The following is a 15461-nucleotide window of genomic DNA, read 5'->3' on the forward strand; positions in this document are numbered from 1 at the left end:
CCGGCGGTCAGGGCGCCAGTGCGGCCAGGAGCCGCGCCCGGTCCTCCGGCCCGGCCGCCCGGTGCGGCCGCGCCTCCGCGCCGGCCTTCTCGAGGACTTCGGCCATCCCGGGACGGGCGAACACCTCCGCGGGCAGGGCGGTGCACAGGAAGATCTCGAGCAGACCGCGGAACGCGTCAGGGTCGTAGCGGGCGGCGGCGGCCAGCCGCCCGGTCGGCGAATCCGCGGGCAACGGCGGCTTTCCGCGGCGGATAGCGTCCATTTCGGCGACCCGCACCGCGTCCGCGTCGAACTGATCGCGCACGAACGGCGCCACGTCCCGCTCGGTGCGAGAGTCCCACTCGACGGCGAACGCCGCCGGATCGTCCAAGCGGTCGCGAACGACGCGGCGCAGCGTCTGCGCGTGCAGCAGCCCCACCGCGAGCCCTCTGCCCGCGGAAGGGTTGGTGCACGCCCACGCGTCGCCCACGGCGGCGAATCCGGTGGCCACCGGCCGGCCGTCGACCGCGAAGCGGCGGTGCCGGTCCATGATCCCGGCCATCGCCAGCACGTCGGAGATCGGCGTGGCGTCCAGGAAGGGCGCGATCCGGGGGTTGAGCGACGCGACGCGCGTGAAGACGTCCGGATCCCGGAGGCTTTTCAGCGGCGCGTCGTCGCTGAGCCCGAACACGGTGACCGACCAGGTGTCGTTGTCGCTGTCGATCGTGAGCAACGAGACGCTGCCCATCGGCTGCAGGGGCGGGCCGCGGCGTTCCGGGCGCCGCGGCGCGGTGAAATACCGCGTGTAGTAGACGAATCCGCGATCCCCTTCCGCCACTTGGGGATTCGGTGCGCCGGCCGCGGACAGCCAACGGGCCGACGGGCTGCGCCTGCCCATCGCGTCGACGACCAGATCGGCCGGGAACTCCGCACCGTCCTCGGTGCGCACTCCGGTGACGTGAGGCACGCCGGGCACGACCTCCGCGCCGAGACGCAGTCCCGCCACCCGCACGCCGCGGCGGACCTCGACGCCGCGGTGCTCGGCCGCGGCGGCGGCCACCACGGACTCCACGACCGGCCGCCGCCCGGTGACCGCCAGCAGGCGCTCGTCTCCCGGGCGCGGACCGCGTTCGGCGATCGACCGCGGCGCGTGGCGCACGTAGTCGACGGGGAGGCATCCGGCGGCCCGCAGCCGATCGGTGAGCCCGGGCAGTTCCTCGTCGCACACCAAGCGGAACCGGCTCAGCAGGCTGTGCGGCTGGCGGAACTGGGCGACTCCGCGCCGCCGCCACGCCTCCCACGTTCCCGGCCCCTCGGCAGGCGCGCCCTCGGGGTCGGCCTCCAGCACGGTGACCTCGTGCCCGTCGGCCGCGAGCATCATGGCGGCCGCCAGCCCGATCACACTGCCGCCGCACACCGCTATCCGGCTCATCCGCGCCCTTCGCCGACCTCCAGTCGCTAAAGATTATGATAGCGTTTTTTCCGGTCGGGGGCAGTACAGACATCGTGACGCTCGAGTCCGGCACGTGCCGGCGGATCGGAGAGCCGCCATGTATCTCACCCAGGGCCTGCACCGCGTCGTCCAGCAGCGGCCGGGCGAGATCGGCACCGTCTGCGCCGGTCGCGTGCGCACGCACGCCGAGTCCGCCGACCGGATCGCCCGTCTCGCGGCCGCCTTCCGCGGACTCGGTCTCCGCGACGGCGACCGGGCCGCGATCCTGTCCGCCAACTCCGACCGCTTCCACGAGTCCGCCGCCGCGACGCTGTGGGCGGGCGGCGTCGTCGTCCCGGTCAACTGCCGGTGGAGCGTCGCGGAGATCGCCGAATCGCTGGCCGAGGTCGACGCCCGGATCCTGGTGGCCGACGACGCCTTCGCCGGGCTCGCCGGCGCGATCCGGGCGGGGCACGGCCGGCTCGCGCACGTCGTCCACTCCGGCGACGGCCCCACGCCCGAGGGTCAGCACGCCTTCGAGGAACTCGTCGCCGGCCACGAGCCGATCGAGGACGCCCGTCGCGGCGGCGACCAGCTCGCGGGCGTGTTCTTCACCGGCGGCACGACCGGACGGTCCAAGGGCGTCATGCTGAGCCACGGCAACCTGCTGACCTCGGCCATGGGCTGGCTGGCCACCGAGGACTTCTCGCCCGGCGGGATCCTGGTGTACGCGTCGCCGATGTTCCACCTCGCCGCGTTCACCACCTGGGTCTTCAGCGGCGTGCTCGGCTGGACGCAGGTGATGACCGCCGCGTACGACCCGCTGACCGCGGCGGCGGCCGTACAGGAATATCAAGCGACCGATCTGACGCTGGTGACCACGATGATCCAGATGATCGTAGACCACCCGAGGATCGGGGAGTTCGACCTGAGCAGCGTGCGGCGGGTCATGTACGGCGCCTCGCCGATGTCGGACGCCCTGATCGCCCGCGCGATGACGGCGCTGCCGAACGCCCGGTTCATCCAGGGTTACGGCATGACCGAGCTGGCCCCCGCGGCCACCGTCCTGCGGCCCGCCGATCACGAGGACTCGGCACGGCGCAAATCCGTGGGCCGCGCAGCGCCGCACTGCGAGGTGCGGATCGTCGACGCGGCCGACGCCGAGCTGCCGCGGGGCGAGGTGGGCGAGATCGTCGTGCGCGGCGGCAACCTGATGCTCGGCTACTGGAACCGCCCCGAGGAGAGCGCCGAGGTGCTGCGCAACGGCTGGATGCACACCGGCGACGTCGGCTGGATGGACGACGAGGGCTACCTCTTCCTCACCGACCGCCTCAAGGACATGATCATCTCCGGCGGCGAGAACGTGTATTCCGTCGAGGTGGAGAACTGCCTCGCCGCGCACCCGGCCGTGGCCGCGTGCGCGGTCATCGGGGTGCCGGACGACACGTGGGGCGAGCGAGTGCACGCGGTCGTCGTCCCCGTCGCCGGCGCCGCCGTGTCCCTGGAGGACCTGCGCTCCTTCTGTGCTCGGCGGATCGCCGGGTACAAGGCGCCCCGCTCGATGGAGGTCGTCGACGCGCTCCCGCTGTCGGCGATCGGCAAAGTGCTCAAACGCGAGTTGCGCCGACCGTACTGGGAAAAGCAGGAACGGGCCATTCACTGATCGGAAATGCCCATTAATCCGGACCTCGACAATGCGGTTACCACGGTTTCGCGCTGATGCCGTTGCGTTCGTTTCCGGTATTTATTCCGCTCGCCTCGCGATAGCGATTCTCGTGCCCGATATGCGGATCCGGATCGGCATTCAACGCTTCCCCGGGGACTGTTTCGCAATCTGCCGCAAAGCCCCTTTACGGTGGGAGGCGCGTCTCGTGCTGCACCGCTCGCCAGGGACGTTCATGCCTTACGCGGCGGCTGCTGCGGCGTCCGCCCATTCGCGCGCACAGGATCCGCCGCGTTTCTCGGGTTGGCGTCCAATAGCCACCTGGCAAACGGCGGCCTGGCCGTCTCCTCGAAATCCAGGTCCGGGTCGAGGACGCGGATCGTCGGCAGCGGAGAAAGCAGCGAAAATCTCAGTTTCGACTCGGGGAGAATGCCGAAAGCGCCGCTGCGAGGTCGAATGTCTCCGGTATCCGCGGCGCTGCCTGGCCGTTTCGCGTGACACAGAAGGCGCTGGTCGCAGCAGGCGAACCCTGATCGGCAGCGCGGGACGAGACCGCTATCGGGCTCCTGCGGCGGCGCCGGCGGCGTCTGTCCCGGCGTCCAGACCCAGCAGATCGCAGCATCGGACGACCGCGTCCATGTCGCCTTCCAGGGTCAACCGGCCGGTCACCATCGCCATCAGCGGCGTCAGCCGTCCCGCGCCGATCTGCACGAAGGTGGCGGCATCAGTCTTGGCATGCATGGCAGGCCGGTCCGCTTCGCCCTTCACCGCACGCGCCCGGCCGTTCGCCGTCTCGATGTGGAACACCTCGTCGTCGACCTGGAACTCGTAGCTCTCCGCGGTGTCCGGCGCCACCCGTTCCTGGTCGAGCATGGCCTCGACCGCGAGGAAACCCCAGTGCGGCCGCACCGTGTCTTCGGGGCTGAGATCGCCGACGAACTCCATGCCCCACCGCGCCAGCCCCAGAATCAGCGGCCGGAGTTCCTCGCCCGCCTCGGTCAGCCCGTAGGCCAGCTGCGCGCCGGTGCCCCGCACGTCCACCTGGCGGGCGACGCCCTTGGCGACCAGGAACTTCAAGCGTTCTGCCAGCAGGTTCGTGCCGATCCCCGGCAGGTTGGCCAGGATGTCGCTGTACCGCGCCGGCCCCATGAGCAGTTCGCGGACGATGAGCAGGGTCCAGCGCTCGCCGATGACGTCAAGCCCGGACGCGAGGCCGCAGTACTGGTGATAACTCCGCCGGCTCGTCACGCCGCACCTCCGCTGCCTATAACCGCACCTGAGCCACCTGCGACCACTAGTCTATCCGGTAGTTGCCGCAGTTTCCGCACAGCGGGAAAGCCGCCTGATTTCAGGGAGGCTGACCGGCTTCTGTCCCGAATAGCGGCACAGAAGCTTCCGCCCTCTCCGTGCGTTGTGGTTTGCCGGCGGAATCGAATTTCACTCCTCTTGCGGAGACACCCTAACTCCGTCGGCGAATTGCCGCACGCCGCGGCGAGTCGCGACGCCGCGCACCCTCGCGCGTCGCAGGAGGAGGCGCCGGTCGCTCGGCAAGGGGAGGACGGCCGTGCGGGTAACTAGAAAAAATTATAGTATGAGCCGGGTCGGCTGACGGTGCGACGGCTTCCGCTTCCCGGCGCGACGCGGCGAGCGGGCGCACGACGACTGAGGAGGTTCGCAGTGGTGACGATAGTGGTCCCGTCGGTGTGGACGGCGGATCGGCGCTCACAGTTCGAGGTCGAGGAGGGGCCGCTGTACGACGTCCTCCGGCGATTTGTCGCACAACGCCCCGACTGCCGGGAGCGGGTGCTGGCGCCAGACGGCCAGCCGTTGCAGTTCGTCAACGTGTCCGTGAACGACCAGCTGGTGCCCCGGAAGCAACGCGCCGCGACCGTCGTGCCTGCCGGCAGCACCGTCATCCTGATCGCGCCGATGGCCGGGGGATAGGTCTCGCGCCGGTCGTCGGTCTACGTCACTCGGTCGCCTCGGTCACCGCGACGGACAGCGGCGTTCCGGTGGGCACGACGTGGGACAGCCGCAACCCCGCCCGGGTGACGAGCGGCTCGAGTTCGGCCGCGGTGCGCTCCCGCCCGGAGAGCGCGCCCAGCATCATGAAGTCCATCGCTTTGCTGTCGTGCGGTTCGTCGCCCGGCGGCACGAACGCGTCGATGACGAGCACCCGTCCGCCCGGCCGGAGGGACCGCCGGCAGGTGGAGAGGATCCGCACGCTCTGGTCGTCGTCCCAATTGTGGATGATCCGCTTCAGCAGGTACACGTCGGCCGGCGGAACCGACTCGAAGAAGTCGCCCGCCACGACCTCGACCCGCCCGCGGAGCGGCTGGTGCTTGACCACCTCGTCCGGCCGGTCGAACAGGATGCCCCGCAGCGAAGGATTGGCATCCAGCACGGCGTGCAGAAATCCGCCGTAGCGGCCGCCGATGTCCGCCACCGTGCCGGAGCCGGGCAATTCGCAAGCGCGGGCGATCAGGCGGTTCTCGGCGGCGGACACGGCTTCCATCCCCGCGTAGAAAAGGGCCGCCTTCGCGGGGTCTGAGCCGAAGTAGTCGTCTACGGTGCTGCCGAAGACGGCCTCGAACGACGGCGACCGCGTCCGGAGCGTGTCGCCCACGACGTGGCTTGTCCGCCAGAACATGTCGTCGGTGAGCATCAGGATCGCCTCCCGGACCGACCCCGGGACGTCGCGGCGCAGCGCGGAGCCCGCGGCGGTGAGCCGGAAGCGGTCCGGGCCATCCGGCGACACGATGCCCCGGGCCACGAGCAGGCGCAGGACGCGGCGCAACCCCGCGGCGTCGCACCCGGTCGCCTCGGCGAGGGTGTCCGCGTCGCGAGCGTCGTCCGCCAGGTGGTCGGCTACTCCGAGAACCGCGGCGGCCCGCAGGGCGGCCGCGTAGGTGTAGCTCATCGCCTCCGAGACGAGGAACAGCGCGGACTGGTCGGCGGCGTTCATCAGGCCCGCTGCTGGGACCACCACCGGTTCTCGGTGGTGCTGTAGAACTCCTCGATGTACGCGACGAACTTGTCGCGCTGCACGTAGCCGTCGTGGTCGTCGTCGAGTTGCTGGAACATCTCCAGGCTTTCCGCCTGGTCCCAGCCGGTCACCGTCTGGCAGGTCATCCACCTCTGCAGGGAGACGCGGCCTTCGCGGTCCGGGTCGCCGATGTCGAAAACGCCGATCGCCCATGGCGCGGCGGCCTTTTCGACGAAGCCGGGCTGCTCGTGCGAATCCACCCATTCCTGCTTGCTGACCCGCTTGTCGCCGTTTTCGTCGAAGTGGCCGATCAGGTCCTGCCACAGCCGGTTCGCCTTGTGCGTGATCTGGTTCCACGCCGGGTGGCCGGGCGGCACCTGCAGGGCCGCGCACCAGCGCTGGACGAGAAGGTCGAGGTCGAGCTGCCCGATCTGCCCGTCGTGGTCGCGGTCGAAGGCGTCGAAGAGGAGCTCGTACTCCTGCTGCCGTACCGAGGCGGTCATCTTGTCCCCTTCGCGGGATCGGGCCAGCAACGGGTCGAGCCGGTCGCGGAGCAGGAACTCCCACGCCTCGCCGTGCTCGGCACTCGTCTTCTCGTCGCGGAAACCGGCGTGGGTCAGGCGCAGGCGGGAACCGTCGCCGCGCGGCGCGATCTCGACCCGCAGCACGGTCTCCACGCCGTGCGTGCCGGCCTCGTTGAGCCAGGTCATCTCGAGCAGCCGGTTCGCCTCGTGCGCGAGGATCCGCCCGTAGTGCGGGTGCCGTGCTCCCAGGTGGAAGGTCTCGAAGAAGTACGGGACGCCCGGCTCGGCCTTCATCCAGAGGGCGCCCGGTTCGGCGAACCACTCGTCGAACCCGCTGGTCCAGGCACGGAAGACGGCATCGGGCGAGGCGTCGGCGTCATGGACGACGGCGGCCTCGAACGTCCGGTCCGAGAGGTCCGGCCGCCTCACGTCGTCGCCTTTGTCATTCGCAAAAAGCTAGCGTCCCACTATACGTTAGTCAAGCGATGAGCTAGGTTGACCGCATGCGGATCCTGGTCACTTCCGTGCCCGCTGTCGGCCACTTCCTGCCCGTCGTGCCGCTGGCCCAGGCGTTCCGGGCGGCGGGCCACGAGGTGCTCGTCGCGCTGGCCGAGCACGGCCAGGTCGCCGCGGCCGCGGGGCTTCCGGTGGTCGACGTGGCTCCCGGCTACGACTCGATCGCCGTGACCAGCGCGGTCCTGCGGGACGATCCCGCGTTCTTCGCGAACGTCTGGAACGTCACGTTCGCCCCCGGGATGACGATCGCGCCGCGCGCCCCGATGTTCGCCGCCGTCAACCGCCCGCTGGTTCCCGGCACGGTCGAGCTGGCCGACCGGTGGCGCCCCGATCTCGTGGTCTACGAGCAGACCGCCACGGTGGGGCCGATGGTCGCCGCGCGGCTCGGCATTCCTTCGGTACAGCAAAACATAGCGATCCTGAGCACGGGCGACACGCATCCGGCCACCGCGGCACTGCTCGGCGACCTGTGCGCCAAGTACGAGATCCCGCAGCTGCGCCCGCCGCTGATGACGCTCGAGGTGATCCCGCCGAGCATGCTGAGCGTGCCGGCCGAGGGATGGTTCCTGGGCGGGCGGCCGTACAACGGGGGCGGGGTGCTGGGCAGCGAACTGCCCGGCAAACCCGCGAGGCCGCGGGTGGCGGTCACGCTCGGATCGGGGTTCTCGGCCGAGTTCTACGGCCTCGGCGCGCTCGAACCGGTGATCGAAGCGGCGGCGGAGGTCGACGCCGACTTCGTGATCGCGCTGGGCATGGACGTCACCGACCGGCTGGGCTCGGTTCCGCCCAACGTGCGGTCGCTGGACGGGTGGTTCCCGTACACCGAACTGTTCCGCACCTGCGCCGCGGTCGTGCACCACGGCGGCGGCGGCTCGATCATGACGGCAATCGACGCCGGCGTCCCGCAGATGGTCGTCCGCAGCGAAGGCGACCCTGGCGGCAAGATCATGGGCGACGCGGTGCAGGACCGGGGCCTCGGGATCTCGACGACTCCGTCCGAGGTCACCGCGGAGCAGCTAAACCGCCTGCTGGCCGACGACACCTTCAAGCGGGCGACGGCCGAGGTGCGGGCGGAGGTGGCCGCCCTCCCGACGCCGGCGACTGTCGCGGCGCGGCTGACCGGCCTGATGGGCTGATCCCGTGCGCCCGGACGTGTCGTGACCGACCTTCTGCCCGTCCGGAAAGCGAAAGCGGTCGATTCGGCGTCGCCGTTGCCGAGAACCTCGTCGACCCGACCGTCGTCCGGGCGGCAGCAATACGCTGTTCCCTCGGACGGCGCCTGTGCCGAGGTCGGGCAGCGTGCTCAGGTCCGGAGTTTCCGGCGATCGCCGACCCGGCGGCGGATGATGCCGACGTAGGTCTTCATCGGCGCGTGCCGGAGCTTCCGGGGCAGCCGCGGGTAGAACACCGCGAGCAGCCGGAGCCCGTACCGCAGGATCCTGGCATTCCTTGGGGTCCACGAGTAGCCGAGGCCGTCCCTGATCGGTTCCGGCAGCAGCCCGATGGTGACGAAACGGTGCAGGGGGACGGCGATCCGCCAGGCGACCGGCAAGCGCGAGGGGTAGAGCAACTCTCGCGCGATCTCGCGGGACGCGTCGTCGATGCGCATGGTGGCGATCATGCTCTGCCAGTACGAGGCGAAATCCTGCCGCGACGCCGGCCATGCCTCGCGCGGGCAGCCGATCGCCGTGGCGAGCGCGCTGTACTGCTGGTAGCACTCGTCGGCCTCGGCGGGCGGGAGAGGACCGAATGCGCCTTCGTAGAGCGTGATGGCAGTGTCGTACATGGTCGCGGCGACCCAGACCTGCAAGGCCGGGTCGTCGGCGGAGTAGCCCGGACCGGCGACTTTCCGGTGCAGGGCGACCACGGTGCGGCTTACTCTGCTCGCCTCCTCGGGGGTGCCGAAGACCACGCCGTACAGAAAGATCATCGTGTGGTGGAGGCGGCGGAGAGGGTTCCTGGCGAAACTGCTGTGCGCTTCGGTGCCCTGTGCGATCCCGGGGTGGGCGTTCTGTAGGACGGTGGCGCGTCCGCAGCCGATGATGAGCAAGCTCTCGCAGGCGACCTTCCGGATCGCCGAGGAATCGTCGAACGCCGGCCGGTCGCCGGTGCGCCCCGCTTCGGCGTGCGCACCTCCGCCGGCCAGCCGGGAATTGCCGTCCTGAAACCGTTTCAAGCTCGTCATCACAGGATCCCGTCGAGTGCTTCGCCGATTCGACGCGGCTGGCCCCGGCCCGCCCGGCCACCGGCGGCTTCCGTCGAACCCCCAGCCGTGAGACGACGCCGAGAATACCATATGATTCTTAAGTGACTTTGTGGCGATGGCGGGCAAGGCGAATAAGCGAAGACGGGCGCGGAGGGCGAAGGTGTTCGGTGCCCCCGGTCGGGTAGGACACCGGTGCCGACGGTCCCGCTGGCTTGTGCGTCACGCTGGTTCACGCCAGAGTGGAGGGCGTCCGCCTCGCTGAAATTCGCGAAATGGCACTGAAATAGCAGTTGAACAGCACTGTCGGCCGAGAGGAATCGTGCACCATGTCGGATCACGACGCGTACATCGCCAAGTCTCCGGAGGATCTCCGCCCGCTTCTGGAGCAGGTGCGCGCGCAGCTCGCGAAAACCCTTCCGGACGCGCAGGAAGTCATGAAGTACAACATGCCCGGGTTCGAGGTGGACGGCTCCATCGTCGCGGGTTACGGGGCGTTCAGCCGGCAATGCGGACTCTACGTGGCGCCCGGTGCCATCACGGCGCTCTCCGACGACATCGCCGAGGCCGGCCTCAAGGCGACCAAGAACGGCGTCACTTTTTCGGTGCGCCGGCCTATTCCGGACGATCTCGTCGGACGGCTCGCCCAGGCATCCCGGAAAGACTTCGGCGTGTGAGGGCGAGGGGAGCGGGCCGCGCGCTCGTTCCCCGGGATTTCCCGCGGACGCCCGGCGAGAGCTTCACCGGCGGCGCGGCGGAGGGTTCAGGCGCTGTGCGCGCACCGGAAACCGAGCGCGAAGTTCGACCATCCGAGCGGATCGCCGTGCAGGCGTTCGCAACACCGCACCTGATAACGGAAGTTCATCCACGAACCGCCGCGGATGACGCGGTAGTTTCCCATCGCCGGGCGGATCGCCGGATCGAAACGGGCCGTGTCGGCGTACGGCTCCGACACAGTGGCCGTCCACTCGTACACGTTGCCGGCCATGTCGGCGCACCCGAACACGCTGTCGCCCGCGGGGGAGAAAGCTCCGACCGGAGTCGTCAACGGCAGGTCGGCGCGGCTCTCGCCGACCGTCGCCCACCATTTCCGCCACTCGGCCAACGTGGTCATCTTCTCGCCGTAGTACTCGGCCGTGTTGGCCAGGCCGGGATTCCAGCGATTCCCCCACGGCCAGATCCGGAACCCGGCGCCGCGCGCCGCGTATTCCCATTCGGGCTCCGTGGGCAGCCGTTTGCCCGTCCACGCCGCGTACGCCGAGGCGTCGTCCCAGGAAACGTTCACCACCGGGTGATTCTCGCGCCCCGCCGTTCCGGAGCCGGGACCGGCGGGCGCGCGCCAGTCGACCCCCTCGCGTTCCGTCCAGCCGCGGTCGTACAGCATGCCGTACCCGCGGGACTCGGCGTCCGTGCGGTATCCGGTGGCACGGACGAACTCGGCGAATTCGGCGACCGTGACGGGACGGCGATCGATCCGGTAGGGCGGGAGGCGGCGGGAGACCTGCGGCGTCTCGTCGCCGAACCATTCCGGCGGCAGCGGCTGATCGGACTCGTCCAGCCAGCGCAGGACCCACGGAGGGCTGCCCTGAAGGAAACTTCCGGCCGGGATCGAGACCATTTCGCCCACCGCGTTCCTCCTTGCCGTGCCGGACGCTTTCCCGCGGCGGCGCCGATTTCGATCCCGGGCTCCGACGCATTCCTCGATGCTTTTCCGGACAGCCGGATCCGGTGGCGCCGGCGCGCCCGGTGACGAGAATATTCTAGATATTTCTCAAGTTGCCAGAGCGGGCAGCCGTCCCTAAGGTGGCTGGGCACTGTCTGCCCCGTGCATGGCGAACAAGAGGAGGAAAGATGCCCACACGAAGCACCCCGTGGCCGAACGGCACCCCGTGCTGGATCGACTACGGCGCTTCCGACGTCAAAGCCGCCGAGGACTTCTACGGGAGCCTGTTCGGCTGGGAGTTCGAAGACAGCGGAGCCGAGTTCGCCACGTACCACCTGGCGACGAAGAACGGCGAGCAGGTGTGCGGTTTCGCCCCGCTGTCGACCCCGGAGGATTCGCCGGCGTGGACGACCTACCTCGCCGCCGACGACGTCGAGGCCGCGGCCGAGCGCATCCGGCAGGCGGGCGGTTCGGTAGTGGTGGAGCCGATGGACCTCGGCCCGATCGGCAAGATGCTGATCGCCTTGGACTCCGACGGCAGCGGCCTCGGCGTGTGGCAGGCAGGGGAGCGCACCGGCGTCCGGCTCTACAACGAGCCCGGCTCCCTGATCTGGAACGAGGCGATCCTCGAAGACCCGGTGTCCGCGCGGAAGTTCTACTCGGCGGTCTTCGGGCACACCTTCGACAAAGCTTCCGACGGCGAAGGCCACGCGACCTTCGCCGTCGACGGCAGTCCGGCCGGCGGCGTGGGCGGGCGGGAGTCCGGCCTGCCCCGGGGATGGCTCGTCTGCTTCGCGACGGGGTCCGTCGAGGAAACCGCCGCCAAGGCCGAGGCAGCGGGCGGCAAGGTGACGGCGGGCCGGGTGGACACCCATGTCGGGCGTCTCGCGGTGCTCGAGGATCCTTGGGGCGGCGCGTTTTCGGTCGTGCAGGCGCCGACGGGCAACTGAGGACCGCTTTCCTCGCGACGTTCTTGCCCGCGCAGGCCGAAAACGCTGACGACGACACCGAAGCGGTGCACCGGGTCTGCCGGATGCCCGGCCGGTCGCCGGAACACGAGTTGCTATCTTTATCTGAAGTGTCGACGCGAGGGTCCGGCGGTGAGGAACGAACAGCCGCGGAAGACCCGGGCCGAGGCTGATGGAGCCGAACTGCGAAACCGAACAGCCGGTACAGGATCGGAGTGGGATGACGACGCCAACACTCGTCGCTCGCGGAGTCCGCAAGCGATACGGCGACACCCAAGCCCTTGACGGACTCGACCTCGAGATCGCGCCCGGAGCCATCCACGCCCTGCTCGGCCCGAACGGGGCGGGCAAGACCACGGCGGTCAACGTCTTCGCGACGCTCACGCGCCACGACGAGGGGGAGGTCACGGTCGCGGGCCACGACGTCCGCCGGTCGCCGCGCCGGGTCAGGGAGGCGATCGGCCTCGTCGGGCAGGCGACGGCGCTCGACGACAAGCTTTTCGGCCGCGAGAACCTCGTGCTGTTCGGGAGGCTGCACGGCCTCTCCAAGCGGGCCGCCCGGCAGCGCGCCGGCGAGCAGCTCGACGCGTTCGGGCTGGCCGATGCCGCCGACCGCAAAGTGTCGACGTACTCGGGCGGGATGCGCCGGCGTCTCGACATCGCGGCGAGCCTGATGACCCGGCCGCGGCTGTTGTTCCTCGACGAACCGACGACCGGCCTCGATCCGCGCGGGCGCAACGAGGTGTGGGAGACGGTGCGCCGGGCGGCCGCCGCGGGCACGACCGTGCTGCTCACCACCCAGTACCTCGACGAGGCCGACCAGCTCGCCGACCGCATCGCCATCCTCGGCGCGGGCCGGGTGATCGCCGAGGGGACGTCCGCTCAGCTCAAGGGCGACCTCGGCGGCGACCGCGTGATCGTCACCGCGCGGACGCCCGCGGACCTTGCCCGGATGGAGGAGGTCCTCGGCGGCCGCGCGGATCCGGAGCAGCTCCAGCTCGTCGTCGAAGGCGGGACGGCGGACCGCGCCGCGGATCTGATCTCCGCGGTTCGCGAGCTGGACGCGGCGGGCATCGAGGTCGACGACATCCTCCTGCGCCGCCCGACCCTCGACGAGGTGTTCCTCCACCTCACCGAACCGTCGGCGGAGTCGGCGGGGGCGAAGCGATGAACGCCCGCCGCGTCACCCGGCGCCGCCCCGCCGCGCCGGCTCTTCGCCCGCCGTTGACCGCGCGCGAACACGCGAGACGGGATGCGGCGCCGACGCCGCCGTCCGATTCCGAAGCCGCAGCCGGAGAAGGAGCCGTCCGGTGACTACCGCATTGAGGCACGCCTGGGTGATCACCCTCCGCGAACTCAAGCTCTGGCAGCGCGATCCGTCGCCGCTGATCGTCGGCATCTTGTTCTCGATCATGCTGCTGCTGATGTTCGGGTTCCTGCTCGGCGGCGCGATCGGTCTTCCCGGCGGCGGCGGCTACCTGCCGTACCTCCTGCCCGGGATGCTCGCGCTCTCGATGCTTTTCGGGATCGAAGCGACGATGGGCGCGATCACGAACGAAACGAAGAAGGGGATCACGGACCGCTTCCGGTCGCTGCCGATGTCCGGCGTCGCCGTGCCGCTCGGACGATCAGCGGCCGACCTGCTCAGGTCGGCCGTCGAGCTCGCGGTGCTCATGGCGGGCGGGCTGCTGATCGGCTGGCGGGTCAGCGGATCGGCCGGAGCCGTGCTGGCCGCCGCGGCGCTGCTGCTGTGGCTGCGGTTCGCGATGCTCTGGCTGGGGATCTACCTGGGCCTGACGCTCCGCGGCGAGGGAGCGCTGATGGCCGTGCAGATCCTCGTCTGGCCCGTCGGGTTCCTGTCGGGGGTGTTCGTCTCGCCGGAGTCGATGCCCGCGTGGCTGGGGTTCCTCGCGCAGTGGAACCCCGTGTCGGCGACGGCGGCTGCTTGCCGCGATCTGTTCGGGAACCCGAGCGGTATCACGTCCGGCCCGCTCGCGGACTACCCGCTGCTGCTCGCGGTCGGGTGGCCCGCGGTGCTGCTGGCGATCTTCGTTCCGCTGTCGGCGCGCGCCTACCGGCGGCTTTCGCGCTGAAGCGCGGGCGGGGTCGCCGGGAAGACCGCACTTCGCAAGTCGCTGCGGCTCACGGCGGGAGGCTCGTGCCCACCAGCGGCTCCACGAGTACGTGCGATCGGAAATGGGGCGCAGCACGTACCGGGGACTGAGTTACTCGCCGGCACTCTCCGCGAGGCGGGATGACTCGGGAACCTCGAGTTTGAAGATCCGCGCGGCGTTCAGGCCGAGCACCTTCGCCCGCGTCGTCTCGCTGAGCGACGCCATCCCGCGTTCGATGGCCTCGGCCGAGTGGGGCCAGGTTCCCTCGTGGTGCGGATAGTCGTTCGACCACATGAAGTTGTCGGCGAGATTCAGCTCCTCCACGAGCCGAAGTCCGACGTGGTCTTCCACGAAGGTCGAGAAGCAGTTCCGCCGGTAGTACTCGCTCGGCCGTTCGGCGAGGGCCGGCCGCACCCAGAAGTGGTGCGCCGCAAAGGCGTAGTCCATGGTCTCGAGCACCCAGGGCACCCATCCCACGCCGGCTTCGACGGTGCCGCACCGCAGATCGGGGTGGCGTTCGAACACGCCTGACGCGATGAGGGTGACGATCGGTTCGAGTGTCGTCGGCATCGCGTGGCAGACGTAGTTGATCACCGCTCCGCCGCCGCCGCGCACGGCCTGGGCGTCGCGTCCGGTGGCGACGTGGAAAACGATCGGCAGGCCGAGCTCTTCGAGCGCGGCCCACAGCGGCTCGTAGCCTGGATCGTTGTAGCTCAGCCGCTCCGCGTTCGCGAGCCCGAAAATCGGCTGGGCGGGCATCGCGACGCTGCGGTAACCGCGCTCGGCAGCCCAGGCCGCTTCGGCGACGGACGCCTCCACGGCCGCGCCGCCGAGCAACGCAGCCGGGTTGAGCCGCCCGAAATGCGGCCCGAAGTAGTCGAAGGACCAGCGGTTGTAGGCGCGGCACATGGCCATCTGGAACGCCGGATCCGGGGTTGCCCAGCACAGGAGCCCGTAGTTGGGGAAGATCACCTCGGCGCTGATCCCGTCGAGGGCGGCGTCGGCGAGCCGCTGCTCGATGGAGATCCCGGACCGGTACCGGTCGAACCGGAGCCGGTCGTCTTCTCCCATCCTGTCCTGGCGGCCTCGCGCCCGGCGCCCCGGCTTCACCAAGTACGGTTTGCTGCCTTCGCTGACCAGGAACTCCGCGCCGTTCTCGGCGGACTCGATCCGCGGGCACCGGTGCGCGAACTCTGGTTCGATGGCGTCGAGGAACCCGGGCGGCTCGGTGTGGTGGGTGTCGGTCGACACGATGAAGTACTTGTCCGGGTCGTCCGGGGCGGCCGTCCGTTCCCACCCGGCGTGGCCGGGCGTGGCCGTCCGCCACGCGTTCTTCGGATCGACGATGGTCATGGTTGGCCCGCCAATGCTCCGGCGCCGAGCGGCGCTGATCATCCGCGATCCACGCTAGAC

Annotated in this window: 14 protein-coding genes; 7 read left to right on the forward strand and 7 right to left on the reverse strand. The window is 70.1% G+C overall.

Annotated features, from left to right (window positions below; genetic code table 11):
• Positions 1–7: 7 nt before the first annotated feature.
• Positions 8–1411, reverse strand: coding sequence for an NAD(P)/FAD-dependent oxidoreductase (locus CU254_RS17450; RefSeq protein ID WP_009077904.1), 1404 nt, complete (start codon positions 1409–1411; stop codon positions 8–10).
• 118 nt (positions 1412–1529) lie between these two features.
• Between CU254_RS17450 and CU254_RS17455 the strand changes: the two genes are divergently transcribed.
• The gene (locus tag CU254_RS17455) at positions 1530–3074 is read left to right on the forward strand and encodes a long-chain-fatty-acid--CoA ligase (protein WP_037713980.1); all 1545 of its coding nucleotides are present in this window, start codon (positions 1530–1532) and stop codon (positions 3072–3074) included.
• 555 nt (positions 3075–3629) lie between these two features.
• Here the strand turns inward: CU254_RS17455 and CU254_RS17460 are convergent.
• Positions 3630–4322, reverse strand: a complete 693-nt coding sequence (locus tag CU254_RS17460) for a crotonobetainyl-CoA--carnitine CoA-transferase (RefSeq protein ID WP_009077908.1) — start codon at positions 4320–4322, stop codon at positions 3630–3632.
• 429 nt (positions 4323–4751) lie between these two features.
• On the opposite strand from CU254_RS17460, the gene CU254_RS17465 reads away from it, so the two are divergent.
• Positions 4752–5018, forward strand: a complete 267-nt coding sequence (locus tag CU254_RS17465; RefSeq protein ID WP_009077910.1) for a MoaD/ThiS family protein — start codon at positions 4752–4754, stop codon at positions 5016–5018.
• A gap of 25 nt (positions 5019–5043) precedes the next feature.
• Here CU254_RS17465 and CU254_RS17470 read toward each other — a convergent pair whose 3' ends face one another.
• Positions 5044–6039 (reverse strand): methyltransferase, encoded by a 996-nt coding sequence (locus CU254_RS17470; RefSeq protein WP_037717411.1) that lies wholly within the window; start codon positions 6037–6039, stop codon positions 5044–5046.
• Positions 6039–7013 carry an SRPBCC domain-containing protein gene (locus CU254_RS42715; RefSeq protein ID WP_009077913.1) on the reverse strand — a complete coding sequence of 325 codons (975 nt, stop codon included), beginning with the start codon at positions 7011–7013 and terminating at the stop codon, positions 6039–6041. Before CU254_RS42715 ends, CU254_RS17470 begins: the two co-directional genes overlap by 1 nt.
• Before the next feature lie 74 nt (positions 7014–7087).
• On the opposite strand from CU254_RS42715, the gene CU254_RS17480 reads away from it, so the two are divergent.
• Positions 7088–8236: a glycosyltransferase gene (locus CU254_RS17480; RefSeq protein WP_009077915.1), complete on the forward strand. Its 1149-nt coding sequence runs from the start codon at positions 7088–7090 to the stop codon at positions 8234–8236.
• Positions 8237–8403: 167 nt separating this feature from the next.
• On the opposite strand, the gene CU254_RS17485 is transcribed toward CU254_RS17480, so the two are convergent.
• Complete coding sequence (locus tag CU254_RS17485; protein WP_100266816.1) at positions 8404–9285, reverse strand: oxygenase MpaB family protein; 882 nt, start codon at positions 9283–9285, stop codon at positions 8404–8406.
• 347 nt (positions 9286–9632) lie between these two features.
• Between CU254_RS17485 and CU254_RS17490 the strand changes: the two genes are divergently transcribed.
• A complete protein-coding gene (locus tag CU254_RS17490) occupies positions 9633–9980 on the forward strand; it encodes an iron chaperone (RefSeq protein ID WP_009077920.1) in 348 nt (115 codons plus the stop codon).
• Positions 9981–10066: 86 nt separating this feature from the next.
• On the opposite strand, the gene CU254_RS17495 is transcribed toward CU254_RS17490, so the two are convergent.
• Positions 10067–10921, reverse strand: a complete 855-nt coding sequence (locus CU254_RS17495; RefSeq protein ID WP_234392876.1) for an SUMF1/EgtB/PvdO family nonheme iron enzyme — start codon at positions 10919–10921, stop codon at positions 10067–10069.
• Between the two features lie 233 nt (positions 10922–11154).
• On the opposite strand from CU254_RS17495, the gene CU254_RS17500 reads away from it, so the two are divergent.
• The 3 genes from CU254_RS17500 (at position 11155) to CU254_RS17510 (ending at position 14027) form a co-directional block, all read left to right on the forward strand.
• The gene (locus tag CU254_RS17500) at positions 11155–11916 is read left to right on the forward strand and encodes a VOC family protein (protein ID WP_037713983.1); all 762 of its coding nucleotides are present in this window, start codon (positions 11155–11157) and stop codon (positions 11914–11916) included.
• 238 nt (positions 11917–12154) lie between these two features.
• A complete protein-coding gene (locus CU254_RS17505) occupies positions 12155–13105 on the forward strand; it encodes a daunorubicin resistance protein DrrA family ABC transporter ATP-binding protein (protein WP_009077925.1) in 951 nt (316 codons plus the stop codon).
• Positions 13106–13244: 139 nt separating this feature from the next.
• On the forward strand, positions 13245–14027 hold the full coding sequence (locus CU254_RS17510; protein WP_009077928.1) for an ABC transporter permease: 783 nt from the start codon (positions 13245–13247) through the stop codon (positions 14025–14027).
• A 132-nt stretch (positions 14028–14159) separates the two neighbouring features.
• On the opposite strand, the gene CU254_RS17515 is transcribed toward CU254_RS17510, so the two are convergent.
• Positions 14160–15401: an amidohydrolase family protein gene (locus CU254_RS17515; RefSeq protein ID WP_009077930.1), complete on the reverse strand. Its 1242-nt coding sequence runs from the start codon at positions 15399–15401 to the stop codon at positions 14160–14162.
• Between the last annotated feature and the right edge of the window lie 60 nt (positions 15402–15461).

It is taken from the genome of Amycolatopsis sp. AA4 (assembly GCF_002796545.1).
GTDB lineage: Bacteria > Actinomycetota > Actinomycetes > Mycobacteriales > Pseudonocardiaceae > Amycolatopsis.